Origin of the sequence: Lysinibacillus sp. NPDC097214 (assembly GCF_050277945.1) — a bacterium.
Taxonomy (GTDB): domain Bacteria; phylum Bacillota; class Bacilli; order Bacillales_A; family Planococcaceae; genus Lysinibacillus; species Lysinibacillus xylanilyticus_B.
This window is the reverse complement of sequence record NZ_JBNNSS010000001.1, coordinates 580,321-605,872: the sequence shown is the minus strand read 5'-3', so window position 1 is coordinate 605,872 and position 25,552 is coordinate 580,321. Positions and strand designations below refer to the sequence as shown.

Here is a 25,552-nt window from a genome sequence, read left to right as displayed (position 1 = left end):
GCCCTCGTTCAGGCCCGGGCACAATTCAAAATCCGGACGCTTTGTTTATCTGTAGCGAAAGCAAAGCGACAGCAACAATTACGCCAAGGCGAAATTGATTTTATCAAGGAGGGTTTATACATGGAAGAGCAATTAAAGCAATTAGAGCAAGAAGCACTTGCTAAAATTGAAGCGGCAGCAAATTTAAAGGAATTAAATGATGTGCGAGTAGCGTATCTAGGGAAAAAAGGACCTATCACTGATTTATTAAAGGGGATGGGGAAATTATCAGCTGAGGAGCGCCCAAAAATGGGTGCCTTAGTCAATACGGTACGTGAAAATGTAACTGCTGTGTTAGAGGAAAAGGTAACTGTATTAGAGGAAGCGGCCATTGCTGAAAAATTAGCAAGTGAGTCGATTGATGTCACTTTACCTGGACGTGAAATTAAAATTGGGAATCGTCATCCATTAACTCGCGTTATTGAAGAAATTGAAGATTTATTTATCGGTATGGGCTATGAAATTGCAGAAGGCCCGGAAGTGGAGAAGGATTATTATAACTTCGAGGCACTGAACTTACCGAAGGGACACCCTGCTCGTGATATGCAAGATTCGTTCTATATTTCCGAGGAAATATTATTACGTACGCATACATCTCCTGTGCAAGCTCGCACTATGGAAGAGAAGAAAGGTGAATCGATTCGCATTATTTGCCCAGGGAAAGTATTCCGTCGTGACAACGATGATGCTACACACTCTCATCAATTCATGCAAATTGAAGGCCTAGTGATTGGTGAAAATATTCGCATGAGCGACCTTAAAGGTACGCTTGATACATTAGCGAAAAAAATGTTCGGTGCAGACCGTGAAATTCGACTTCGACCAAGTTTCTTCCCGTTCACAGAGCCGTCTGTTGAAATGGATATTTCTTGCTTCAAATGCGGTGGTTCTGGCTGTAACGTATGTAAAGGTACAGGCTGGATTGAAATTTTAGGAGCTGGTATGGTGCATCCGAATGTACTTGAAATGGCTGGCTATGATCCGAAGAAAGTGTCAGGCTTTGCATTCGGTATTGGTGCTGAACGTATCGCAATGTTGAAATATGGTGTCGACGATATTCGTCATTTCTATACAAGTGACACACGTTTCTTATCACAATTTGAGCGAACAGAGGCGTAAGGGGGATATAAAATGTTAGTATCATTAGAATGGTTAAAAGATTATGTAAGTACACAGGATTTAACGTCTGAACAGTTAGCTGAAAAAATTACGCGCTCTGGAATTGAAGTAGATGCAGTAATTGACCGTGCTAACGGAATGGATAAAATTGTTGTCGGCTATGTCGTATCAAAAGAGAAACATCCTGAAGCAGATAAATTAAATATTTGCCAAGTGGATGTTGGTGAAGCTGAACCACAACAAATTATTTGTGGTGCTCCAAACGTTGATGTTGGTCAAAAAGTAATTGTCGCTCGTCCAGGCGCACATTTACCTGGCGGCATTAAAATAAAAAAAGCAAAACTTCGTGGACATGAATCAAACGGTATGATTTGTTCATTACAAGAAGTAGGAATCGAAGGTAAACTTGTGCCTAAAGCATATTCTGAAGGTATTTATGTGCTTCCTGCTGATGCTGAGGTAGGTTCAGATGCCCTTGCTATTTTAGGTCTACGTGACACAGTATTAGAGCTTGGTCTAACACCAAACCGCTCAGATGCACTGTCAATGCTAGGCGTGGCGTACGAAGTTGGCGCTATTCTATCTGAAGAAGTGAAGTATCCAGAAATCGCCTACAACACATCTTCTGAAAAAGCTGAAGACATGTTAAAGCTTCGAGTAGAAGATTTACAAGCGAACCCAATGTATGTAGCAAAAGTTGTGAAAAACGTAAAAATTGCAGAATCACCGATGTGGCTACAAAATCGCTTAATGGCAGCAGGTGTACGCCCACACAATAATGTTGTCGATGTAACGAACTACATTTTAATGGAATACGGTCAACCGCTTCATGCCTTTGACTACGATAGCTTAGCAACAGGTGAAATCGTAGTGCGTAAAGCAACTGAGGGCGAAAAAATTACAACTTTAGATGAGCAAGAGCGTACATTAAAAGCAACAGATTTAGTCATTACAAATGGCAAGGAGCCAGTAGCTATCGCAGGTGTAATGGGCGGTGCAAACTCTGAAGTAAATGATTCTACAACAACGGTTGTAATCGAATCTGCTTACTTCGACGGCTTATCTGTACGTCAAACATCGCGTCATCTTGGACTTCGTTCAGATGCTTCTGCTCGCTTTGAAAAGGGTGTAGACCCTAATCGTGTGCTACCTGCTGCAGAGCGTGCTGCAGCACTACTAGCTGAATTAGCTGGTGGTGAAGTGTTAGAAGGAACGTGCATCGTGGATGAATTAGATAAATCACCAGCACGTGTTGTCGTTTCTCCAGATTTCATTAATGAACGTTTAGGTATGAAAATTTCATTAGAAGATATGATCTCTATTTTAGAGCGTCTTAAATTTGGCGTTGAAGCAGCCAATGGTTTACTAATCGTTGATGCACCAACACGTCGCCAAGATATTAAAATTGAAGAAGATATAGTAGAGGAAATTGCTCGTCTATACGGCTATGATGAAATTCCAGTGACTTTACCAGAGGGAGCAAACCAAGTAGGCCGTCTAACACCATATCAAGCAAATCGTCGTGTAGTTCGTAATTACATGGAAGGTGCAGGTCTTTACCAAGCTGTAACATACTCATTAACTTCAGAAGCATTGTCACAACGCTTTGCATTGAAAGCTGAGCCAGTAACACGTTTACTAATGCCGATGAGTGAGGACCGTTCAACACTACGTCAAAGTCTTATCCCGCATTTAATTGAAGCGGCTGCTTATAATGTTGCTCGTAAGGCTGACAATGTGGCATTGTATGAAATTGGTTCAGTATTCCTTGGTCAAACAGAAGAGGGGCTACCATATGAGGAAGAGCATGTGGCGGCAGTAGTAACAGGAAAATGGCTTGACCATGCTTGGCAGGGTGAGAAAAAAGCAGTAGATTTCTTCGTCTTAAAAGGCATTGTAGAAGGTGTTATCGGTAAGCTTGGTTTAGAAGACCGTATTTCATTTGTGAAAGCTGAAGTAGATGGATTACACCCAGGACGTACTGCTAGCATTCTTTTTGACGGTGAACAAGTCGGCATTATCGGTGGATTACATCCAGCAGAACAAAAAGCATGGGGTGTAAAAGACACATATGTAATGGAAATGAATCTCGTAACATTATTAAATGCTAATGCAAAAGAAGCACCTCTTGCCTATACACCAGTGCCTCGTTTCCCAGCGATGTCTCGTGATATTGCGCTTATCATGGACCGTGCGACAACAGCTGGAGAGGTTATTTCTGCGATTCGTTCAGCAGGTGTAAAATTACTGAAAGACGTTCGTGTATTCGATGTATATGAAGGTGAAAAAATGGAGGCTGGTAAAAAATCAGTGGCATTCTCCCTAACATACTTCGATCCAGAACGTACATTAACGGATGAAGAGGTTGTTGCAGCACATAATAAAGTGTTAAAAGCTATTGCAACAATTGAAGGCACAGAAGTACGCTAAATTAATAATTTTTTTGTGAGCTGTCTCGTAATGAGGCAGCTTTTTTTAGTTGGAAGACCGTCAAACGAACGTATTAATATTTTATGATTAAGGTCAGTACATGCTTTTTGGATATTTTGCGTTATTAATAATATTTTGAAATAACAAAAAATAAATCTTGAGTATTTATTATGTGTATAGTAGAAACTGGATAGAAAAAAATAGTAAGAGGAGTAATGATTTTGAAAGAGTATCGAAAACGAAAAAGCTTATCTGTGCGTGCTCGGTTAATCTGGGCGTTTACAATGACACTCTTAATTCCAAGTATTGCAATTGGTACATTTTCATACATAAAATCAGATAATTTATATTATAACGAATTAAGTGATAAATCACGTGAGAATGTTGATTTAATAAATACTTTAGTGACAAAAGAAATTTCCCCAATCATAAGTGATGCAGAATATTTGGCAGCTTATTTTAATAAGAATTGGCAAGATGCAGATGCATTAAAGGAATTAGATAAATACAATGCTTTGCATAATAGTGTTTCGGTAGTCGCCTTAACACTAGAGGGCCATGGTTTTTTACGTAATCCATATCATGAAATGCCGTCTGATTATAATCCGTTTTTGCGCCCTTGGTATTTGAAGGCTATAGAGTCGCCAGGTAATGGGGTTGTGATGGACCCATATAAATCAAATATCTCAGGCGATTTAACTTTAACTGTAGCGGCAGGATTGCGTGACAAATCCGGGGTTGTTTCCATAGATTTGAATCTTGCCGAAATTGCGGAGCTCGTAGATGCTGTAGAGATTGGGAAAAGTGGCTATGCCTCATTAGTGAATGCCAATAATCTTACGATAGCAGATCCGAATGTTGAAGTAGGAACCAAGTTGAAAGATTCGTATATAGAAAAGATGCAAGGTAAAGAAGAAGGTAGCTTTACAATTAAGGAAGATGGCAAGGAGTATCAAGTATTTTTCACTACTAATAAACTAACAGGGTGGAAAATTATCGGCATTATGGATGTAACGGATGTTATAGCTGTCACAGCTCCAATTTTAAAATCGACAATAGCAGTCATTGTTATTGCTTTAATTATATGTGGGATCATTGGTGGCATGATCATTGCCTCAATCACTCGTCCACTAAAAGAGCTATCTATAGTTGCTGAACAAGTAGGAGAAGGCGATTTACGTAACTTTATCGACATAAGAAGAAATGATGAAATTGGGAAACTAGCGATTATTTTTAATAAAATGATTTCCTCGTTACGTGATGTAGTTGGTAATATTGGCGAGAAATCCAATTTATTGGCCAACGCCTCAGAGCAGCTAACTGCAAGCACTGCAGAAAATAAGCGAGCAACTTCGCAAATTGTTGATTCCGTTCAAACATTTGCTGAGACGGTTGACATGCAGGCAGAAACTATTCATGAAAGTAATAATGCTGTATTTGAAATGTCATCATCCATTCAGCATATTTCAGCAAAAGCAGGTGCTGTTAGTGAAATGTCCAATAAAGCTATGGGTGCTGTTATGATCGGTGATGAGACTATTCAAACTGCTGTTCAACAAATGACGATGATTCAAAATACTGTACAGGCCCTAGAAAAGACAGTGCAAACATTAGACAAGCGTTCTCACGAAATTGAGCACATTGTGGAGGCCATAACCCAAATTGCTGATCAAACAAACCTATTAGCTTTAAATGCAGCAATTGAAGCTGCCCGTGCAGGTGAGCAAGGAAAAGGCTTTGCAGTCGTAGCTGAAGAGGTACGAAAGCTAGCTGAACAATCCGCACAATCTACGCTGCAAATTAAGGATATTATTTCACAGATTCAGGAAGATACAAATTTAGCAGTTGAATCAATGGCTGCCGGTTCGCTTGAGGTCGTGAAGGGGATTGATAAAACAAATATGGCAGGAAAGTCATTTGAAGAGATTCGTACGAATGTACAAAGTGTTACCTCTGAAATAGGACAAATTTCAGAAACATCAAAAGTTATTTCCCAACATGCCAATCAAGTGGCGAGGGGGATCGAAAGTGTGCTTGAACAAACGAATGAAAATACAGCAAGTGCACAAAATATTTCCGCTTCAACAGAGGAACAACTTGCTTCTATGGAAGAAATCTCAGCATCAGCCGCTGCCCTTGCTAAAATGTCTGAAGATCTTCAACAAACGATTCAACAATTCAAATATTAAGATGGAACTAATCTTCTAAATGATAGGTTTTTTCTCTATAAGACTCAGCATGAACGGGCAGTAATACTCCCACCTCAAAATTCGGTAACAGTAAAGAAGTTAGGTGGGAGATAAACTGCTCATAAAAGCCCGATTCGTTCAACTTATAATCAGTGGGGATGGAGAAAACCCCACTGATTAAATTTTACTTTATTTCATCTTTCTAGCTTTCTCAGTATTCGCAAAATGCCATTTCGTAATGCAACGTAAATATTCCTCACCTTGTTTTCGCCAAATGCGGGCTGCTAAGGCATCTACTTTCGCTGAAGCCCCCTTCAACAACTCTATCCCAGCAATCTCGCTTAGTCGGTCCATTTCTTTTAAAAATGCCGCACGAGCCAATATCGATGCAGTTGCTACTGAAACATGTAATTGCTCGGCCTTCGTAGAAAATAGCACATCATCACGAACAATATCTCGTTCATTTTTTAAATAATTGTAATAGACACCACGTTCTGCAAACTGATCTATCAAGATCTGTTCAGGTTTTTCGGGAGCCATTTTTGACAGTGTATTTTTAAGTGCCTTATTGTGCATCATAGCTTTCATCTTACCTTGTGAGTAGCCTCGTGCCTGTAATTCATTATATTTTTCATTGCGTAGTACAAGCACACTATGGACGCAAGCTGCACGTAAATCCGGCGCTATTTTACGCATGTAATCATCTGTTAGCATTTTGGAGTCTTTGACACCAAGTTCGTTAATAAGCGCAATTTTTGATGAAGGGACATATACGGCTGCAACTGTAATTGGACCGAAATAATCACCAGTACCCGTTTCATCTGAGCCTAGAACTGACATCGTAGCAAAACCTTCTGGCAGAGTGTCACCCTTTGCTCCAATCGATGATGTTTTCTGTGTGCTTGTTATTTCTATGTCTCCCCAACGTGCAGCTTCTCGCTCAGCTCCTCCCCCTTGGAACATTAATTTTCCTGATTTGTACATCGTAATTGCTGTATCTGGGAGCTTTGCAGCAAAAATTACACCAGGTGCTTTACGTTCTACAAAATGATTTGCGTAGTAAGACATCACCTCTTTTTGTATATTTGTTGATATTGAAAGTACAATATTTGACATTTACTCGTTCCTTTCTGTCCTCGTTGTTCACAATTTTATACCTTTCATGGTATGATAATAAATAGCTTTTTTGTGTAAGTTGCTCACAATCGGAAAAATTGTGAGCGCAAAAATTAAAAAGGGGGGTGCGACTATGGAAAATCAAGAAAAGAATAAAATTTCTGTGGAAATATATGGTCATACTTATAAAATGGTCGGCTCTGAATCCATTGGACATATGCGACTTGTCGCTTCTATTGTTGATGACCGTATGCGCGAAATGAATTTACATAATGCCTCTCTTGATAGCACAAAGCTTGCCGTTCTTACAGCAGTAAATTCCGTTCACGATTATTTACTATTAAAAGAACGAATGGAGCAACTAGAAGAAGAATTGAAAAAATTAAAGGGTTGAAGTGAATGTTAGATCTAATCATATTAGCGGTACTATTAGCCGGGCTCGCCGTTGGAGCAAAACGTGGTTTCATTGTACAGATGATGCATATCGTTAGCTTTATAGTTGCCCTAATTGTTGCGTATATCTATTATAAACCATTAGCACAAAAAATTGTGTTTTGGATCCCGTATCCAGGTGTAACGGATTCAGGTAGTCTTGGAGTAGTCATTGATAGCCTGGATCTAGACCGTACTTTTTATCGTGTCTTTGCCTTTGCTGTAATATTCTTTGCGGTGAAAATCACATTGCAAATTGTGGCATCGATTTTTGATTTTATAGCGTATTTACCTGTGTTAGGTACAGTGAATCGTTGGCTTGGGGCATTGTTAGGCATGATTGAAAACTATTTACTTATGTTTATTTTGCTATACATTCTTGCCTTACTGCCAGTTGATTTCATCCAAAGTTTAATGTCGAAATCGTTGTTAAGTGGTCTCATTTTGGAGCATACCCCAATTATTACGAGTATGTTCCAAAACTGGTGGTATATTTATATGCAATAGCAAACTGTGCACTTCTCTCGGTTTTGAGGGAAGTGTTTTTACGATAGGAGGAATTCCCAATGAACAAAAAAACAATTATTCGCACATTTGAAAAGATTGCATTGTATATGGAATTACAAGGGGAGAATCCATTTAAAGTGTCTGCCTTTCGAAAAGCTGCTGCTGCACTTGAGGGGGACGAGCGCTCATTAAGTGAGATGGAGGATGTAACAAAGCTAAAAGGTATAGGTAAAGGTACAGCTGCTGTTATTGAGGATTTAATGACAAATGGTGAATCCAGCGTATTAAAAGAATTAGAAGACATTGTACCAAAAGGGTTACTCCCATTATTAAAACTTCCGGGCTTAGGCGGCAAAAAAATCGCTAAGCTTCATCAAGAGTTAGGAATTGATTCTGCGGAAAGTTTAAAGGATGCTTGTGAAGCAGGTAAAGTTCGTGAGCTAGCAGGCTTTGCGGCAAAAACTGAAGAGAAAATTTTAAAAGAACTTGCAAATTTATCAAATCGATCAGAACGTTTACCGATTTGGCAGCTTGAGCCTGTTGTTTTACAAATTGAAGCGCTTCTAGGTAGTATGGAAGAAGTTGAGCGTTTTTCTGTTGCTGGAAGCTTCCGCCGTGCAGCAGAAACAAGTAAGGATATTGATTTTATTGTTGTAACAGAAGCCGTTGAGGCTGTACGTGAAAAGTTACTGAATGAGCTTTCAGTACAAGAAGTAGTAGCTGCTGGTGATACAAAGATTTCAGTTATTTTAGATTTAGAAGAGCCTGTAAGTGTAGATTTTCGATTAGTGAGGGATGCTGAATATGCAACAGCCTTACATCATTTCACAGGCTCGAAAGATCACAATGTCCGCATGCGCCAGATTGCAAAAGCCCGTGGTGAAAAGATTAGTGAATACGGTGTGGAACAAGCTGATGGCACAGTTTTAACGTTTAAAGATGAAGAGGAATTTTTTGCCCATTTTGATTTACCATTTATCCCGCCTAGCTTGCGTACAGGAAAAACCGAATTTGATAAAACGGATGACATAAAAAATCTTGTGAAATTAGAAGATATTAAAGCAGATTTGCATATGCATACGACGTGGTCTGATGGTGCATACTCTGTAGCTGAAATGGGCGAGGCATTAATAGCGTGTGGCTATCAATATAGCGTTATTACTGACCATTCACAATTTTTAAAAGTAGCAAATGGTTTAACGCCAGAGCGCTTAACAAAGCAACGTGCTGAAATTGAGGCATTTAATGAAGCGCATCCAGATTTCTATTTATATGCGGGGACAGAAATGGACATTTTGCCAGATGGTTCACTTGATTTTGAAGATGATGTGCTGAAAGAGTTAGATTTTGTCATTGCCTCTATTCACTCTAGCTTCACACAATCGCAGGACAAAATTATGGCGCGTTTACTTACGGCGATGCAAAATCCGTATGTTCATATGATTGCACATCCAACTGGCCGCATTATTGAGGATCGTACTGGCTATAATCCTGATATGGGACAATTAATTGCTTGGGCGAAGGAATATGGTAAAATTTTAGAGTTAAATGCGAATCCATATCGTCTTGATTTATGTGTTGAGCATTTAGAAATGGCTTTAGCAGTTGGCGTGCCCGTAGCAATCAATACGGATGCCCATGATATTGCTCATTTACGCTTTATGGATATTGGAGTGCGCTACGCAAACAGAGCATGGTTGAAAAAGGATATGATTGTGAATACATGGACGCGGGAACAATTTGAAGCGTTTATTCGACGAAATAAATAGGTTGAGGAGGTGTTCTCAGTGATTGCAGAACGCGCATTGAAAACACTAGAATATGATAAAGTACGTCAGCAAGTGGCTACATACTGTACTTCTTCAATCGGTAAATCTGCCGTTGATGAGCTTGTACCACAGACAGACTATGAAAAGGTTGTACAATTATTAGAAGAAATGGATGAAGGACTATCCATTTTACGTGTTAAAGGCAATGTACCAATGGGTGGGATTTTTGATGTGCGACCAACTGCAAGGCGTGCACAGATCGGTGGCATGCTTTCAGCGATGGAATTAATGGAAGTCTCAAGTACGATTCGAGCTAGTAGAATTCTTCGCAATTTTATTGATGATATAGAATCAGAAGAAGCGATTGAAATTCCCCATTTCATCGCCAAAAAGGAAGCAATGCCTGTTTTGACAGGCTTGCAGCATGAAATTAATAACTGTATTGATGACAACGGCTCAGTACTAGACTCTGCAAGCCAAACTTTGCGATCCATTCGCCAATCTTTGCGCGCTGAGGAGGCTAAAGTACGTTCTAAGTTGGAAAGCCTTACACGTGGGAGCAATGCTTCAAAAATGCTCTCAGATACACTTGTAACGATTCGTAATGATCGCTTCGTTATCCCTGTTAAGCAAGAGTACCGTCATCATTACGGTGGAATTGTGCATGATCAATCATCTTCTGGTCAAACATTATTTATCGAGCCAGATTCGATTGTACAAGCGAATAATGAAATTCATCGATTAAAAATGAAAGAGCAAGCTGAAGTTGAACGCATCTTACTTGCCTTAAGTGCGATGGTAGAGGAAGTAGCTCCAGATTTATTTAATTTAGTAAAAGTACTAGGTGAAATTGACGTCATTTTAGCTAAAGGCAAGTACGGTCAAGCGAACAAATGTACAATGCCTAAAATGAATAACGATGGCTATATTCGACTTGTGCGTGCACGTCATCCACTTTTACCAATTGAAACGGCCGTTGCTAACGATATTGAATTTGGGAAAGATATTACGGCAATTGTGATTACAGGACCTAACACTGGTGGTAAAACCGTCACTTTAAAAACAGTAGGATTGTGTACATTAATGGCACAGGCTGGGTTACCAGTACCTGCACTTGATGGTTCAGAGCTTGCCGTTTTCAAGAAGCTTTTTGCAGATATTGGAGATGAACAGTCAATTGAGCAATCACTGTCAACATTCTCTTCTCATATGGTCAACATAGTAGATATCTTACAAAAGTTTGATGACGAATCACTTGTACTATTTGATGAATTAGGTGCCGGTACAGATCCTCAAGAGGGGGCAGCTCTGGCCATCTCCATTTTAGATGAAGTACATGGTCGTGGTGCCCGCGTGATGGCAACGACGCACTATCCTGAGCTAAAAGCATACGGTTATAATCGTCCAGGAGTTGCTAATGCAAGTGTGGAGTTTGATATTGAGACATTGAGTCCAACATATCGTCTACTAATCGGAGTACCAGGTCGCTCCAATGCATTTGAAATTTCAAGTCGCCTTGGCTTACCAGAGTCGATTATTGACCGTGCGAAAAACTTTACAGGTACAGATCGCCATGAGGTGGAGTCAATGATTGCTTCACTTGAAGAGTCGCGTCGCCAATCCGAAGATGATGCAGAACGCTCTCATGAATTAATGATAGAGTCTGAAGCCCTACGCGAAGAGCTACAAGGAAAACTACAAGCTTACGAGGACCGTAAAGAGGCACTCGATAAAAAAGCGAAAGAAAAAGCGCGTAAAATTGTTGATGAAGCAAAAAGAGAAGCAGAATCAATTATTGCGGAGCTTCGAGAAATGCGCAAAAATGCAGATCAAGTTGTCAAGGAGCATGAGCTCATCGAAGCTCGTAAACGACTGGAAGAAGCTACACCTCTTGAAAACAACAAAGTGCTGAAAAAAGCGGCACAAGTGAAGGCTCGTGCACAAAACTTAGTTGTCGGAGACGAGGTAAAGGTGTTAAGCTATGGACAACGGGGAACATTGCTCGAAAAAGTATCGAATTCCGAATGGGTTGTCCAAATGGGAATTTTGAAAATGAAAATCTTGGATAGTGATTTAGAGTACATTAAACCAGAAAAAGAACCTGTGCAACGTATTGCTGGTGTGAAAAATCGCAGTAGCCATGTGAAATTAGAATTAGATTTACGCGGCGAACGATATGAAGATGCCATTATACGTACAGAAAAATATATTGATGATGCCTTGCTTGCTAACTATGGGCGTGTATCAATTATTCATGGTGTTGGTACAGGTGCATTACGTCAAGGAATTCAAAACTATTTGAAAAAACATAAGCGTGTAAAATCCTTCCGTTTTGGTGAAGCCGGTGAGGGGGGCTTAGGCGTCACAGTTGTGGAATTGAAATAAGCTGTAAAGGGGACGGAGAAAATGCTGAATTCTAGCTTTTGGCGGTATCCAATTATCGAAACGGCAGGATATTTTAGTGTTGTTGTGTTATGTTTAGTCGTCTCGATGGCATTGTTCGAAGTCGTTACGAAATATAAAAATTGGGAAGAAATTAAAAATGGTAATCTCGCTGTGGCACTCGCAACAGGTGGGAAAATACTAGGGATCTGTAATATTTTTCGCTTTTCCATTGCGCGCCATAGTACTTTAAGTGAAATGATTGCCTGGGGTCTTTTTGGGTTCACATTACTGATAGTGGCGTATTTCTTATTTGAATTTATGACACCACGTTTTAATGTCGATCAAGAAATCGCAAATGATAATCGCTCAGTCGGCTTCATTTCCTTTACCATTTCAGTCGGTCTATCGTTTGTTATTGGGGCAAGTATTGCATAGGAGTGTAATGACATGGAAAAATTAGCAAAAGTACTAATCATTGTCTGCATCGCATTTTTGGCAGTCGGTGTCTATTATATGATGACCGTTTAAACAAAAAGCGCATCCTTTTATGAGGATGCGTTTTTTTATATTGATAGGGTGAAGAGAAGAACTGATCGAATATCTAGCTACGGAAAGAAGAGCCAGAGCGACGGAAAGAAAAGCTGAAGCGAAGAAAGGAAAGTCAGAGCGACAGATAGAACCGTCAAAGTCGTGGATAGAACCGTCAAAGTCGTGGATAGAACCGTCAAAGTCGTGGATAGAAGAACCAAAATCGTGGATAGAACAGCCAGAGCGACGGAAAGAAGAGCCAGAGTGACGGAAAGAAGCCGGGGCGACGGAAAGGGAAGCCAGAGTGACGGAAAGAAAAGCCGAAGCGACGGAAAGGGAAGGCAGGGCGACGGAAAGAAGAGCCAGAGCGACGGAAAGAAGCCGGGGCGACGGAAAGAAGAGCCGGGGCGACGGAAAGGGAAGCCAGAGTGACGGAAAGAAAAGCCGAAGCGACGGAAAGGGAAGGCAGGGCGACGGAAAGAAGCCGGGGCGACGGAAAGAAAAGCCAGAGCGACGGATAGAACCGTCAAAATCGTGGATAGAACCGTCAAAGTCGTGGATAGAACAGCCAAAGTCGTGGATAGAACAGCCAAAGTCGTGGATAGAACCGTCAAAGTCGTGGATAGAAGAGCCAGAGCGACGGAAAGAAGAGCCAGAGTGACGGAAAGAAGCCAGAGCGACGGAAAGAAGAGCCAGAGCGACGGAAAGAAGAGCCAGAGCGACGGAAAGAAGAGCCAGAGCGACGGAAAGAAGAGCCAGAGTGACGGAAAGAAGCCGGGGCGACGGAAAGGAGAGCCAGAGCGACGGATAGAACCGTCAAAATCGTGGATAGAACCGTCACAGCGATAAGTTGATACTGATTTCTCACGGTCTCGGATAGCTTCGAAAACTGCTCAAATGAGTGAAGAACTGAACTGGTCCGGAGAGAAACTGTTCAGGTTGAGTGTGCAATCGCCCCTAGAAATAAAAAACTACAATACCCTCGAAAAAATCATAAGTTCCATCAACCTCATATCATACCATCACAAAATACTACTAACATCTATTAATATTCATGCATCTATCTAAAAGTTAGCATTAAAAAATTATTTTTCGAATATAGAAATATGAACTCAGTTTTATGGATAAAAAAAGAAAGAATGAATGAGTATTCATAAAGTGTATCGCTCCAAGCCCTAAGAAATGCAGTTATATAAATGTTGTAAAACGCATAATAATTAATCGTAAATGCATTTATTTTCTATTTTATGTTTGAAAGAGTATTTCTTTTTCATTATAATTAAAATAAGAGTTTACAAAGTTTGGAACAAAGGGGAGAGGACGTATGACAACAAAACCATGGCTATCAAATTATCCTGAAGAAATACCATCGTCTTTAACGTTTGAGGAAATTCCTGTGCAAGAGTTTTTGACACGTGCCTATAAAAAGAATCCATCTAAAGTTGCGATTCATTTTATGGGAAAGGATTTGACGTACACCGAGCTATATGAGTCAGCGCTAAGGTTCGCAAACTACTTACAAGCCCTTGGGGTGGAAAAGGGAGATCGAGTGGCTATTATGCTGCCAAACTCACCGCAAAGTGTAATCGCTTACTATGGGGCAATGTATGCTGGAGCGGTTGTCGTACAAACAAATCCACTTTATACTGAGCGTGAACTTCAATATCAAATGGCTGATTCAGGTGCGAAAGTTATTTTATTGATGGATATATTGTATCCACGTGTCATGAAAATCATAAAAGAAACTGCACTTGAAAATGTAATTGTCACGGCTATTAAAGATTATTTACCGTTTCCAAAAAATTTGGTTTATCCTTATATTCAAAAAAAGCAGTACGGTTTTAGTGTCAAGGTTGAACATAGCGGTCAAAATCATTTATTTACAGAAATTATGCGCTCTGCGCCCATCAAAATGATTGATATTCCATTTGATTTTGAAGAGGACATAGCACTGCTTCAATATACAGGTGGAACGACTGGCTTCCCTAAGGGTGTGATGCTGACTCATAAAAACTTAATTGCTAATACAACAATGTGTGATGCATGGATGTATAAATGTGTACATGGTGAGGAAACCATTATGGGCATACTGCCATTCTTCCATGTTTATGGTATGACTGCTGTTATGTTATTATCCGTTTTCACGCAAAATAGAATGGTGTTATTACCAAAGTTTGATGCAGAGACAACGTTGAAAACGATTGATAAGCAAAAGCCAACACTATTCCCAGGTGCACCGACTTTATATATTGGTTTATTAAATCACCCGGATATTGCAAAGTACGACTTATCATCCATAAAAGCATGCTTAAGTGGATCCGCTTCATTGCCAGTAGAGGTGCAGGAGAAATTTGAAGCGGTAACAGGGGGAAAACTTGTAGAAGGCTATGGATTAACAGAAACTTCTCCTGTCACACATTCAACACCAATTTGGGGTAAACGAGTTATGGGCTCGATTGGTTTACCTTGGCCAAATACGGATTCAATAATTTTACGTACAGGGGATACTGAGGCGCTTCCAGTCGGTGAGGTTGGTGAAATAGCTGTAAAAGGTCCACAGGTTATGAAAGGCTATTGGAATCGACCTGAGGATACAGCAGCGGCGTTCGTAGATGGCTGGTTTTTAACAGGCGATCTGGGCTATATGGACGAAGAAGGCTATTTTTATGTAGTTGACCGTAAAAAGGATATCATTATTGCAGGTGGTTTTAATATTTACCCTCGTGAGGTAGAGGAAGTACTATATGAGCGAGAAGAAATCCAAGAATGTATAGTTGCGGGCATACCAGATCAGTATCGAGGAGAAACAGTAAAAGCTTATATTGTTTTAAAAGAAGGATATTCGATTACAGAAGACGAATTAAATAAATATTGCCGTCAAAACTTAGCTGCTTTCAAAGTTCCTCGTTATTATGAGTTTAGAGATGAGCTACCAAAAACGGCTGTTGGGAAAATTTTGCGTCGCTCGTTAGTCGACGAAGAAAAAACGAAATTGATGAATAAAGAAGCAAAATAAATACGTGGCAAAGTATTGACAAGCAAAGATGTAAATTATAATATGAAAATATGAATGAATGACCATTCATATTTTCATATTTTTTTTAGGTTACCACGTCACATCCTTCACAATACATCAGGATGGAATCATACTTTAATCGAGCATGAATGCGACGTGTGCAAGTTTTTTTAGGTGGTGATATAAAGGTGAAACGTGATAAGCCAAAATATAAGCAAATTATTGATGCAGCTGTCATCGTTATTGCAGAAAATGGGTATCACCAAGCACAGGTATCGAAGATTGCTAAGCAGGCAGGGGTGGCCGATGGAACAATCTATTTATATTTTAAAAATAAAGAAGATATATTAATTTCTGTCTTTAATGAAAAAATGGCTGTTTTTGTAGAGTCATTACAAGATATAATAGAAAATGGAAGTACGTCTAAGGACAAACTTTCACGAATGATAGCAAATCATTTTAATGTTCTAGCGACAGATCGATACCTAGCAACCGTCACACAATTGGAACTACGACAATCGAATAAAGATTTACGACTAAAGATCAATTCGGTATTAAGAGAGTATTTACAATTACTGGATCAAATTTTAATTGAAGGTATGCTATCAGGTGAGTTCAATCAAACGATGGATGTACGCTTGGCGCGTCAAATGGTGTTTGGAACCATTGACGAAACAATTACGTCGTGGGTTATGAATGAATATCGATATGATTTGATAGAACAGGTTCCAAAAGTTCAGGCATTAATCCTGAACGGTATTAAAGCTTAAAAGGATGTGGAGAAATGGAATTTCTAAGTTGGAAAGCAGAGGATGGAGTAGCGATTATTACAATTGCACGCCCACCAGCAAACGCTTTATCTCGAGGAATCATTGCCGAAGTAAATGCTGTGCTAGATGAAGTAGAAAATGATGACACTGTACGTGTCCTTGTACTTCATGGCGAAGGTCGTTTCTTCTCAGCAGGTGCAGACATTAAAGAGTTTACAGAGGTTGTATCTGGTGATGAATTTTCAAAGCTAGCGAACAATGGTCAACAAGTTTTTGAGCGAGTTGAAACGTTCTCTAAACCTATTATTGCTGCAATTCATGGTGCTGCACTAGGCGGGGGCCTTGAACTAGCGATGAGTTGTCATCTGCGCTTTGTGACAGAATCTGCGAAATTAGGGCTACCTGAATTACAATTAGGTCTTATTCCAGGTTTTGGGGGTACACAACGTCTACCACGATATGTAGGAGTTGCAAAAGCTGCAGAAATGATGTTTACAAGTGAGCCGATTTCTGGTACAGAAGCTGTACAATGGGGTTTAGCAAATCGTGCATTTACAGATGAAGCATTACTAGAAGAAACGCTAAAGGTAGCGAAGAAAATTGCGAAGAAGAGCCCAGTTGCTTTAAAAGCAGCTATTCAAACATTGCAATATGCAAAGCATGCTTCATTCTATGAAGGGATTGAGGCGGAAGCAAAATCCTTTGGTACAGTATTCGTTTCGGAAGATGCAAAAGAGGGAATTCAAGCATTTATTGAAAAACGCGAGCCTGTGTTTACTGGTAAATAATATTCCATCAGTGTCGATAGCGACTTGAAAAAGTGTTATCGACGTTATCGACACTGAAAATATATAATATTTATAAGTTTACTTAGAAATAAAAAACGTTTCAGGGGGTATGAATATATGAATATTTTTGCATTAATTAAACGTACGTTTGATACAGAAGAAAAAATCGTTGTGTCGGGTGGTAAAATCCAAGAGGATGGCGCAGAATTCATCATCAATCCTTACGATGAATATGCCATTGAAGAGGCCATCCAAGTACGAGACGCTGTTGGCGGTAAAGTAACAGTTATTTCAATTGGTGGCGAAGATACAGAGAAGCAATTACGCACAGCTCTTGCAATGGGAGCTGATGAAGCGGTTCTAATTAATACAGAAGACGATTTAGATGAACTAGATCAAAATGCAGCTGCATATATTTTAGCTGAATATTTAAAAGATAAAGACGCTGATTTAATTTTATCAGGAAACGTTGCAATTGACGGAGGCTCTGGTCAAGTAGGACCTCGTGTTGCAGATTTACTAGGCATTAACTATGTAACAACAATTACAAAGCTTGAAATTGATGGAACATCTGCGAAAATTGTACGTGATATTGAAGGTGACTCAGAAGTTATCGAGACATCTTTACCACTTTTAGTAACAGCTCAGCAAGGTTTAAACGAGCCGCGTTACCCATCTTTACCAGGAATCATGAAAGCGAAGAAGAAACCGCTTGCAGAACTTGAGTTAGATGATTTAGATATCGATGAAGATGATGTAGAGGTTAAGGTAGAAACAGTTGATATTTTCTTACCAGCTCAAAAGGCAGCAGGTCGTGTTCTTGAGGGCGAACTTTCTGTTCAAGTAAAAGAGCTAGTAAACCTACTTCATACAGAGGCAAAAGTAGTTTAAGTCATCTGATGACACAAATCGAATCTTAAAGGGTAACGGAGGGAATATACTATGTCAAAAAAAGTATTAGTATTAGGTGAAGTTCGTGAAGGAAGCTTACGTAATGTTTCTTTCGAAGCAATTGCGGCTGCAAAGCAAATTGCAGATGGCGGTGAAGTTGTTGGTGTTCTTTTAGGAGATGCAGTGGCAGACTTAACAGGTCCATTATTTGAATATGGTGCTGATCGTGTTGTAACGGTGGAACACCCACATTTAAAACAATATACATCTGATGGTTATGGTCAAGCTTTATTAGCTGTAATTGAGGAAGAAAAGCCAACAGGTATCGTTTTTGGTCATACAGCAAACGGTAAAGATTTATCACCTAAAATTGCAAGTAAATTACAAGCAGGTCTTGTATCTGATGTAACGACTATTGAAGGTGCTGGTGATGATGTTGTCTTCATCCGTCCAATTTACTCTGGTAAAGCTTTTGAAAAAGTGAAAGTAAAAGACGGCTTAGTTTTAGCTTCAGTTCGTCCAAATAATATTGCGCCATTAGAAAAAGTAGCAGGAAAATCAGGTGACATCACTTCTCTTACTGTAGATATTACAAACCTTCGTACAATCATTAAAGAGGTTGTACGTAAATCTTCAGAGGGTGTCGATCTTTCAGAGGCAAAAGTAGTTGTAGCAGGTGGTCGTGGCGTAAAGTCAGAGGATGGCTTTGAACCATTAAAAGAGTTAGCGGATTTACTTGGTGGTGCAGTTGGTGCTTCACGTGGTGCATGTGATGCTGAATATTGTGACTACTCACTTCAAATTGGTCAAACAGGTAAGGTAGTAACACCAGACCTTTACATCGCAGCTGGTATTTCTGGAGCAATTCAGCACTTAGCGGGTATGTCAAACTCAAAAGTAATCGTTGCGATTAATAAGGATCCAGAGGCAAATATTTTCAAAGTTGCGGACTACGGTATCGTAGGCGATTTATTTGAAGTAGTGCCTCTTCTAATCGAAGAATTTAAAGCGTTAAAAGTGAACGCATAATAAATGTGCAGGGAGGATGTATCTTCCCTGCTTTTTTTGTTGAATTTTTTGATTTTTTAAAGTTATTGCAAAATAAAATGTTGACATAATTAATTTTAGAACGTATAGTGATGAATATTAATTTAACTTATTTCATCGGATCAAACTTCTGCTGAAATAGAGGAACTCAGTCTAAGAGCGCCACGTCCTGTGGTATTACCGAAATGACCGAGAGGCATAATTGATTTTTATAAAGAAACGCAAAGATTAGGAGTAGTAAAAGCCCATTATTTGGTGAAGAGAGCTGCGGGTTGGTGCAACGCAGACCAATAATACTTTGAACTTGCCTATGAGCGGTAAGATAAATGGAATTTACAGAATATTCTATTTGTTGGACGGTTAACCTTCGTTACTAGGTTTTTAAGTAGGGTTCTAAAAGAACCAATTAGAGTGGTACCGCGGTTTGCTTAAGGCATATCGTCTCTTCTTTCATTTGTTAATGAAGGAACAGACGATATGCCTTTTTTTCGTCTAGGCTAAAGCGGTACATCCTCGAGGTCGCTTCGATCTCTCGGGCAAAAGTGTGGAGCGCTTACTTTTGCTTCGGGCTCTCCAGCGCTTGTCGGATGTAAACGAGCGCTTTAGCGCATTTGTTCAGTTTAGGAGGTATGGAAATGGAAAATGATAACCAGAAATTACAGAGAACGATGACCTCACGGCATATTACGATGATGGCTTTAGGTGGTGCCATTGGTGCAGGGTTATTTAAAGGAAGTAGTACAGCTATTGATATGGCAGGGCCATCAGTACTTATTGCATACTTAATTGGTGGGATTATCCTATTATTTGTTATGCAAGGTTTAGCAGAAATGGCAGTCCGTAATAGCGAAGCCAGAACATTTAGAGATCTAGTGCAAGCCGTTTTAGGAAAGTATCCAGCTTATTTCCTAGATTGGATCTATTGGAAAATGTGGGTGTTAAATATTGCTGCAGAATCTATTGTTGCGGCCATTTTTATTCAATATTGGTTGCCAGATTATCCGATTTGGATACTTGCATTATCTGTTTCGGTGTTAGTGACAGCTATAAATTTATTATCGGTGAAAGTTTTTGCTGAAACTGAATATTGGCTGGCGTTAATTAAAATTACTGTAATTGTGGTGTTCATCATAGCCGGATTAATTTTATTGCTTGTTACTTTTGGTAATCATACAGCTGTTGGTTTTTCTAATCTAACGGAACATGGTGGTTTCTTCCCGAACGGATCAACGGGATTGATTGCGGCAATGCTTGTAGTTATTTACTCTTATGGTGGCACTGAAATTATTGGTATTACATTAGCTGAAACGAAAAATCCTGAAAAAGTAGTGCCAAAAGCAGTACGCAGTACATTAGTACGTATTGTAACTTTTTATTTAGTTCCTTTCTTTATTATCGTTAGCTTGATTCCTTGGAATGAAGTAAACGGGGTGCCAGAAAGTCCATTTGTGATGGTCTTTAAAATGATTGGGATTCCTGGTGCTGACCATATTATGAACGCTGTTGTTATACTCGCGATTATTTCATCAATGAACTCGGGACTTTATGGTTCATCGCGAGTTCTGTATACACAAGCTGTAGATGGGCGTGTTCCTAAAATTTTTGCGCATTTATCAAAAAGGAAAGTTCCGGTATATGCCATATTAATGTGTACCTTAGCTTTATATATAGCTGTAATATTTTCTTTATTTGCGGGTAGCAAAACATTTGATTTCCTAATGGGTTCGCTTGGATATACCGTGTTATTTATTTGGCTAATTATTGCGATTGCGCATCTGAAGTCACGTAAAATACAGCCGGAAAAAACAAGTGCCTATGCAGTGAAATGGTTCCCTTATACAACTTGGATCGCTATTATTGCGTTAAGTGCAATCCTAATTGGAATTATTTTTACAACATCTATTATCGTAACAGGTATTACATTGGCTATTTATCTCTTTATTACGTTAACTTATGTTTATAAAGGTCGCTTTCAAGAAAATTAGGCTACATCACAAAACAACTTAATACCTTTTTCGACCTAATTTTTCATAAATTATGCATACTAGGCAGATTGTTCGCTCAAGAGAATTTATCCATGCTATACTACAAACATAGTAAGTTTAAGGAGGATTTCAAATGGCAATTGTACATGCAACAGATGCAACTTTCCAAGACGATATTAAAGAAGGGTTAGTACTAGTAGACTTTTGGGCTGCTTGGTGCGGACCTTGTAAAATGATTGGACCAGTTCTTGAAGAAATGGATGCTGCAGGTAGTGCGGCTAAAATTGTAAAAGTAGATGTAGATAACAACCAAGGTACTGCAGCGCAATACCAAATTATGTCTATCCCATCATTGCTATTATTCAAAGACGGTGAATTAGTAGATAAAACAGTTGGTTTCCAACCAAAAGAAGCATTAGAAGCGTTTATCGCAAAACATGCTTAATTTGTAAGAAAAGAAGAGTCGAGCCATCAATAGATGTGCTCGGCTTTTTTTCGTTATATAATAAAGAGATAAGTATCATAATGCATGTAGTGAACGAACGTTAGTTTGAAAAAAAAGGGGGGCAGGTAGGCGATGAATGATTTAATTAAACGAAAGCTTGAAATTTTACCAGATCAGCCTGGCTGCTATTTGATGAAAGATCGACAAGGAACCATTATTTATGTCGGGAAAGCAAAAGTGCTGAAAAATCGAGTACGCTCGTATTTTACTGGTACGCATGAAGGAAAAACACAGAGACTTGTCAGCGAAATAGAAGATTTTGAGTACATTGTGACATCCTCCAATATTGAAGCATTAATTTTAGAGCTTAATCTTATAAAACTACATGACCCGAAATACAATATTATGCTGACGGATGATAAAACGTATCCGTATTTAAAAATTACAAATGAAAAACACCCACGACTTATTACAACACGAAAAGTGAAAAAGGATAAGGCAAAATATTTTGGTCCATATCCAAATGCGTATGCAGCAAGTGAGACGAAAAAGCTGCTAGATCGTTTATATCCTCTTCGAAAATGTGTACAACTTCCTTCAAAGGTTTGTTTGTATTATCACATGGGACAATGTCTAGCTCCTTGTGTAAAAGAGATTGATGTTGTCACTTACAACGAGATGATTGAGGATATGACAAAATTTTTAAATGGTGGGGTTGAGGAAGTCAAAAAGGAGCTAGAGGTAAAAATGCTAGCGGCCGCAGAAAATTTAGAGTTTGAGCGTGCAAAGGAATTTCGCGATCAAATTGCACATATCGATACAGTCATGCAAAAGCAAAAAATCGTATCAAGTGATACAACTAACCGCGATGTATTTGGCTATGCAGTTGAGAAGGGCTGGATGTGTGTGCAAGTTTTCTTTGTCCGTCAAGGTAAGCTCATTGAGCGAGACGTCTCTATTTTCCCGATTTATCAAGAGGCAGAAGAGGAATTTTTAACGTTCGTTGGGCGATTTTACGAAAAGCTAGAGCACATTAAGCCAAAGGAGATTTTTATCCCACAATCCATTGATGCAGATATTTTAACGGAATTATTAGAAGTTAAGGTACTAACACCAAAACGTGGGCAAAAAAAAGAGCTTGTTGAATTAGCGATTAAAAATGCTGAAATAGCTGTAGCAGCGAAATTCCAGCTTATTGAGCGTCAAGAAGAACGCACAATAGGAGCATGTGAGGCGCTCGGTGAAGCTATGGGTATTTCTACGCCTTTGCGAATTGAAGCTTTTGATAATAGTCATATGCATGGAACAGATGCTGTATCTGCAATGGTAGTATTTATCGATGGAAAACCTACAAAGAAGGATTATCGAAAATACAAAACACGCACTGCTGCCAAGCACGATGATTATGGGGCAATGCAGGAAGTAATCCGTCGTCGCTACACTCGAGTATTAAAGGAAGGTCTACCTTTACCAGATTTAGTACTAATTGATGGCGGGAAGGGGCAAATGGAAGTTGCAAGAGAAGTATTAGAGGATGAGCTCGGCCTTGTCATTCCAATTGCCGGATTAGCAAAAGATGAAAAGCATAATACGTCACAGCTTCTATTTGGTGATCCACCTGAAGTAATTGCATTAAAGCGCACAAGTGATGGCTTCTATTTACTGCAACGAATTCAGGACGAAGTACACCGCTTTGCTATTACCTTCTTACGACAGCAGCACGAGAAGCATGCTATACAATCTGTCCTCGATCATATAGAGGGCGTTGGTCCAAAGCGAAAACAGCAATTACTTAAGCATTTTGGCTCTGTCAAAAAAATTCGTGAGGCAAGTGTACAGGCGTTAGAAGAAGCCGGGATGCCTGCTAGTCTAGCTAGCAATATTTATACTTATTTTCAACAGGATACATTGTCAAAGGATTAGACATATGCTAAGGTTGTAGATAATATTGCTCTTCAATATAGCAATGTTATATAAGGTTCCTTAGCTTATTATAAGTTGATTGCGATGAGCCATAACTAGAAATTTTTCCGCTAAGGTTCAATTAAATACATTCACTATTTAGTGATGATAGAGGTGCAAGGTTCAAGAGTAATACATTCGAGGATGAACAAGTCCAGCGAAAATGTATGAAAGGGGAGCTTGCCGAAGTGAAGCATCGTTGTTTCCGATGCTGCACTGGTTTTACATTTAAGAGATGTAAGACTGTCGATTCTAAACGTTTCGGAGAGCTATCACACATGCGCAAGTTACTTTTATTGTACATGTTATAGGCAGCTTTCACGTTACGTGAGAGCTGCCTTTTTAGCTTTCTTTTAAGGCAGTTACTACTATGTAAGAGGTGATGCCAACCGTATTAGTTCAAGCCCTATAACTTAAGGTCGCTTTGAATTTGCAGCGTTATTTTTGTAAAGAGCCGCAAAAGTATAGCTACTTTATAATCAGCAAAATGATTAAATACGAAGGAGAATGATAAGGATGGCGAGAGTTGTGATGAAATTTGGTAGTGCTACATTAACATCAACAGAGCACATTCAAGATGTTGCGAAAAAGGTGATTGCAGAAAAGGAAAAAGGTTTTGAGATTGTCGTTGTCACTACGGCAATGAGGGGGATGTCTAAAGAATTAGCAAAGATGGCTCGTCATCTATCAGACAATGCGCCTAAGCGTGAACTAGACGCACTATTGTCAACAAGCTCACAACTAACAAGTGCATTAGTGGCGATTGCATTGCAGGAAGAAGGATATGAAGCAGTGTCATTAACAGGCTGGCAGGTAGGTATTCAAACCGATGCCATGTATGGCAATGCACGTATTGATGAGATAGACGCTAGTCGAATAGAAGCACATTTTATGCAGGGGAAAATCGTCATCGTTGCAGGGGAACAGGGTATCGATAATTCACGGAATATTACGACGCTTGGTAAAGGTGGGTCGGAAACGACGGCTATAGCAATTGCTGCAGCATTGGAGGCGGAGCGCGTAGATATTTACACGAATGTGGATGGAGTCTATACAGCTGACCCAAGTCAGGTAGCTCGGGCACAAAAGCTAGAAGAAATTTCCTATGATGAAATGCTGGAGCTATCAAACTTAGGTTCACAAGTTTTACACCCGCGAGCTGTAGAGTTAGCGAAGAAGTTTCAAATCCCAGTTACCACTCGGTCAAGCGAAAAAGATACAGTAGGTACTTTATTGAAGGAGGAAGTTGAAATGGAGAAAAATTTAGTTGTACGTGGTGTTGCCTATGAGTCAGACGTTATTCGCCTAACGGTAGGGTATGATGCTTATTCTAATGCTTCGTTAGCAGATATGTTCACAATACTTGCAGAAAATCGCATAAACGTCGATATCATCGTACAAGCAATAATTGATGGCTTAAAGCCGACTGTATCATTTACCATTTTAAAAGAGGAGTTCGCCGATGCATTACGTGTCCTAGAAGATAGCAAATTATCACTAGGGTTTAGTTTTGCTGATTTTGAAATCGGTTTAGCGAAAGTCTCTATTATTGGCTCAGGAATGGCATCAAATCCAGGAGTGGCTGCCCGTATGTTTGATCGTCTACGTCGAGAAGGTATCCCCGTGAAAATGGTAAGTACTTCTGAAATAAAAGTGTCTGTCGTTGTACCTCAGGACGAAATGATTCGTGCAGCGAATGCATTACATGACGAATTTAACCTCTTTCAGCAAATGTCTCCTAAAGCGTAGCGACAGGTACAGAAATCTCCTTTAAGTCACTTTTCAGAGGGTATCCAAACATTTGCTGAAATAAAGGAACTCAGTCTAAGAACGCCACGTCCTGTGGCAATGACTGAGTGACCAACTTCATGCTGCTGACGCTGCGTTAGCACTACGCTTTCGCGCAAAAAACATCTGTTGGCCTAAAGCCTCCGGCGGATGTCAAGGAATCGGAAAGGACTCCTTAGGGGATGTTAGCCTAAAATCATCGCATCCATGCGATAACGGCTAACTGACCTGCGTCGTGCAGGCCTAAGCACAAAGCCGATTCCGGACGCAATTATGCCGAGGCATAATTGATATTAAAACAAGCGCTTTACATATAATATTGAATAGGATGTGTCATTAAATGGCA

General features: G+C 39.6%; 20 protein-coding genes, 1 riboswitch and 1 other annotated feature. Of the genes, 17 read left to right on the top strand and 3 right to left on the bottom strand.

The features are described from left to right. Positions 1–120: 120 nt before the first annotated feature. The 3 genes from pheS to ACQKMI_RS02910 all read left to right on the top strand — a co-directional run bounded on the left by pheS (position 121) and on the right by ACQKMI_RS02910 (position 5,777). Complete coding sequence (pheS, locus tag ACQKMI_RS02920) at positions 121–1,158, top strand: phenylalanine--tRNA ligase subunit alpha (RefSeq protein ID WP_427487136.1); 1,038 nt, start codon at positions 121–123, stop codon at positions 1,156–1,158. 12 nt (positions 1,159–1,170) lie between these two features. Further along, positions 1,171–3,588: a phenylalanine--tRNA ligase subunit beta gene (pheT, locus tag ACQKMI_RS02915; RefSeq protein WP_427487135.1), complete on the top strand. Its 2,418-nt coding sequence runs from the start codon at positions 1,171–1,173 to the stop codon at positions 3,586–3,588. 221 nt (positions 3,589–3,809) lie between these two features. Continuing rightward, the gene (locus ACQKMI_RS02910; protein ID WP_427487134.1) at positions 3,810–5,777 is read left to right on the top strand and encodes a methyl-accepting chemotaxis protein; all 1,968 of its coding nucleotides are present in this window, start codon (positions 3,810–3,812) and stop codon (positions 5,775–5,777) included. A gap of 189 nt (positions 5,778–5,966) precedes the next feature. Here ACQKMI_RS02910 and rnhC read toward each other — a convergent pair whose 3' ends face one another. Continuing rightward, a complete protein-coding gene (rnhC, locus tag ACQKMI_RS02905; protein ID WP_427487133.1) occupies positions 5,967–6,893 on the bottom strand; it encodes a ribonuclease HIII in 927 nt (308 codons plus the stop codon). A gap of 133 nt (positions 6,894–7,026) precedes the next feature. Here rnhC and zapA point away from each other — a divergent pair, with 133 nt between their 5' ends. The 5 genes from zapA to ACQKMI_RS02880 are packed head-to-tail and all read left to right on the top strand — an operon-like array spanning position 7,027 to position 12,421. Continuing rightward, on the top strand, positions 7,027–7,287 hold the full coding sequence (gene zapA / locus ACQKMI_RS02900; protein ID WP_427487132.1) for a cell division protein ZapA: 261 nt from the start codon (positions 7,027–7,029) through the stop codon (positions 7,285–7,287). Positions 7,288–7,292: 5 nt separating this feature from the next. Beyond that, positions 7,293–7,832, top strand: a complete 540-nt coding sequence (locus ACQKMI_RS02895; protein ID WP_427487130.1) for a CvpA family protein — start codon at positions 7,293–7,295, stop codon at positions 7,830–7,832. Positions 7,833–7,891: 59 nt separating this feature from the next. Then, positions 7,892–9,601 (top strand): DNA polymerase/3'-5' exonuclease PolX, encoded by a 1,710-nt coding sequence (gene polX / locus ACQKMI_RS02890; RefSeq protein WP_427487129.1) that lies wholly within the window; start codon positions 7,892–7,894, stop codon positions 9,599–9,601. Between the two features lie 18 nt (positions 9,602–9,619). Then, complete coding sequence (locus tag ACQKMI_RS02885; RefSeq protein WP_427487128.1) at positions 9,620–11,986, top strand: endonuclease MutS2; 2,367 nt, start codon at positions 9,620–9,622, stop codon at positions 11,984–11,986. Between the two features lie 21 nt (positions 11,987–12,007). Continuing rightward, positions 12,008–12,421 (top strand): DUF350 domain-containing protein, encoded by a 414-nt coding sequence (locus tag ACQKMI_RS02880; protein WP_427487127.1) that lies wholly within the window; start codon positions 12,008–12,010, stop codon positions 12,419–12,421. A gap of 703 nt (positions 12,422–13,124) precedes the next feature. On the opposite strand, the gene ACQKMI_RS02875 is transcribed toward ACQKMI_RS02880, so the two are convergent. Next, on the bottom strand, positions 13,125–13,382 hold the full coding sequence (locus ACQKMI_RS02875; RefSeq protein ID WP_427487126.1) for a hypothetical protein: 258 nt from the start codon (positions 13,380–13,382) through the stop codon (positions 13,125–13,127). Positions 13,383–13,838: 456 nt separating this feature from the next. On the opposite strand from ACQKMI_RS02875, the gene ACQKMI_RS02870 reads away from it, so the two are divergent. From ACQKMI_RS02870 to ACQKMI_RS02830, 9 genes are all read left to right on the top strand, one after another. Beyond that, positions 13,839–15,530, top strand: a complete 1,692-nt coding sequence (locus ACQKMI_RS02870; protein WP_427487124.1) for an AMP-binding protein — start codon at positions 13,839–13,841, stop codon at positions 15,528–15,530. A gap of 188 nt (positions 15,531–15,718) precedes the next feature. Beyond that, positions 15,719–16,300 carry a TetR/AcrR family transcriptional regulator gene (locus tag ACQKMI_RS02865; protein ID WP_323648982.1) on the top strand — a complete coding sequence of 194 codons (582 nt, stop codon included), beginning with the start codon at positions 15,719–15,721 and terminating at the stop codon, positions 16,298–16,300. Positions 16,301–16,314: 14 nt separating this feature from the next. After that, entirely contained in the window at positions 16,315–17,088 is a 774-nt protein-coding gene (locus ACQKMI_RS02860) for an enoyl-CoA hydratase (RefSeq protein ID WP_427487122.1), read from the top strand. A gap of 117 nt (positions 17,089–17,205) precedes the next feature. Next, positions 17,206–17,979 (top strand): electron transfer flavoprotein subunit beta/FixA family protein, encoded by a 774-nt coding sequence (locus ACQKMI_RS02855; protein WP_427487121.1) that lies wholly within the window; start codon positions 17,206–17,208, stop codon positions 17,977–17,979. Between the two features lie 51 nt (positions 17,980–18,030). Then, complete coding sequence (locus ACQKMI_RS02850) at positions 18,031–19,008, top strand: electron transfer flavoprotein subunit alpha/FixB family protein (protein ID WP_427487120.1); 978 nt, start codon at positions 18,031–18,033, stop codon at positions 19,006–19,008. A gap of 233 nt (positions 19,009–19,241) precedes the next feature. After that, positions 19,242–19,475 (top strand) — a binding site (T-box leader). Positions 19,476–19,661: 186 nt separating this feature from the next. After that, positions 19,662–21,011 carry an amino acid permease gene (locus ACQKMI_RS02845; RefSeq protein WP_427487118.1) on the top strand — a complete coding sequence of 450 codons (1,350 nt, stop codon included), beginning with the start codon at positions 19,662–19,664 and terminating at the stop codon, positions 21,009–21,011. A gap of 133 nt (positions 21,012–21,144) precedes the next feature. After that, positions 21,145–21,456, top strand: a complete 312-nt coding sequence (trxA, locus tag ACQKMI_RS02840) for a thioredoxin (RefSeq protein WP_004226420.1) — start codon at positions 21,145–21,147, stop codon at positions 21,454–21,456. Between the two features lie 132 nt (positions 21,457–21,588). Further along, complete coding sequence (uvrC, locus tag ACQKMI_RS02835) at positions 21,589–23,379, top strand: excinuclease ABC subunit UvrC (protein ID WP_427487116.1); 1,791 nt, start codon at positions 21,589–21,591, stop codon at positions 23,377–23,379. A 140-nt stretch (positions 23,380–23,519) separates the two neighbouring features. Then, a riboswitch (Lysine riboswitch) is annotated at positions 23,520–23,698 on the top strand. A gap of 236 nt (positions 23,699–23,934) precedes the next feature. Further along, positions 23,935–25,167 (top strand): aspartate kinase, encoded by a 1,233-nt coding sequence (locus tag ACQKMI_RS02830; protein WP_427487114.1) that lies wholly within the window; start codon positions 23,935–23,937, stop codon positions 25,165–25,167. A gap of 26 nt (positions 25,168–25,193) precedes the next feature. Here ACQKMI_RS02830 and ACQKMI_RS02825 read toward each other — a convergent pair whose 3' ends face one another. Next, positions 25,194–25,325 carry a hypothetical protein gene (locus ACQKMI_RS02825; protein ID WP_427487113.1) on the bottom strand — a complete coding sequence of 44 codons (132 nt, stop codon included), beginning with the start codon at positions 25,323–25,325 and terminating at the stop codon, positions 25,194–25,196. Positions 25,326–25,552 lie beyond the last annotated feature (227 nt).

Bases quoted from the DNA above. Each gene is read 5' to 3' on its own strand.
- pheS (WP_427487136.1), top strand. From the start codon at position 121: ATGGAAGAGCAATTAAAGCAATTAGAGCAAGAAGCACTTGCTAAAATT.
- pheT (WP_427487135.1), top strand. From the start codon at position 1,171: ATGTTAGTATCATTAGAATGGTTAAAAGATTATGTAAGTACACAGGAT.
- rnhC (WP_427487133.1), bottom strand. From the start codon at position 6,893: ATGTCAAATATTGTACTTTCAATATCAACAAATATACAAAAAGAGGTG.
- zapA (WP_427487132.1), top strand. From the start codon at position 7,027: ATGGAAAATCAAGAAAAGAATAAAATTTCTGTGGAAATATATGGTCAT.
- ACQKMI_RS02895 (WP_427487130.1), top strand. From the start codon at position 7,293: ATGTTAGATCTAATCATATTAGCGGTACTATTAGCCGGGCTCGCCGTT.
- polX (WP_427487129.1), top strand. From the start codon at position 7,892: ATGAACAAAAAAACAATTATTCGCACATTTGAAAAGATTGCATTGTAT.
- ACQKMI_RS02880 (WP_427487127.1), top strand. From the start codon at position 12,008: ATGCTGAATTCTAGCTTTTGGCGGTATCCAATTATCGAAACGGCAGGA.
- ACQKMI_RS02870 (WP_427487124.1), top strand. From the start codon at position 13,839: ATGACAACAAAACCATGGCTATCAAATTATCCTGAAGAAATACCATCG.
- ACQKMI_RS02860 (WP_427487122.1), top strand. From the start codon at position 16,315: ATGGAATTTCTAAGTTGGAAAGCAGAGGATGGAGTAGCGATTATTACA.
- ACQKMI_RS02855 (WP_427487121.1), top strand. From the start codon at position 17,206: ATGAATATTTTTGCATTAATTAAACGTACGTTTGATACAGAAGAAAAA.
- ACQKMI_RS02850 (WP_427487120.1), top strand. From the start codon at position 18,031: ATGTCAAAAAAAGTATTAGTATTAGGTGAAGTTCGTGAAGGAAGCTTA.
- ACQKMI_RS02845 (WP_427487118.1), top strand. From the start codon at position 19,662: ATGGAAAATGATAACCAGAAATTACAGAGAACGATGACCTCACGGCAT.
- trxA (WP_004226420.1), top strand. From the start codon at position 21,145: ATGGCAATTGTACATGCAACAGATGCAACTTTCCAAGACGATATTAAA.
- uvrC (WP_427487116.1), top strand. From the start codon at position 21,589: ATGAATGATTTAATTAAACGAAAGCTTGAAATTTTACCAGATCAGCCT.
- ACQKMI_RS02830 (WP_427487114.1), top strand. From the start codon at position 23,935: ATGGCGAGAGTTGTGATGAAATTTGGTAGTGCTACATTAACATCAACA.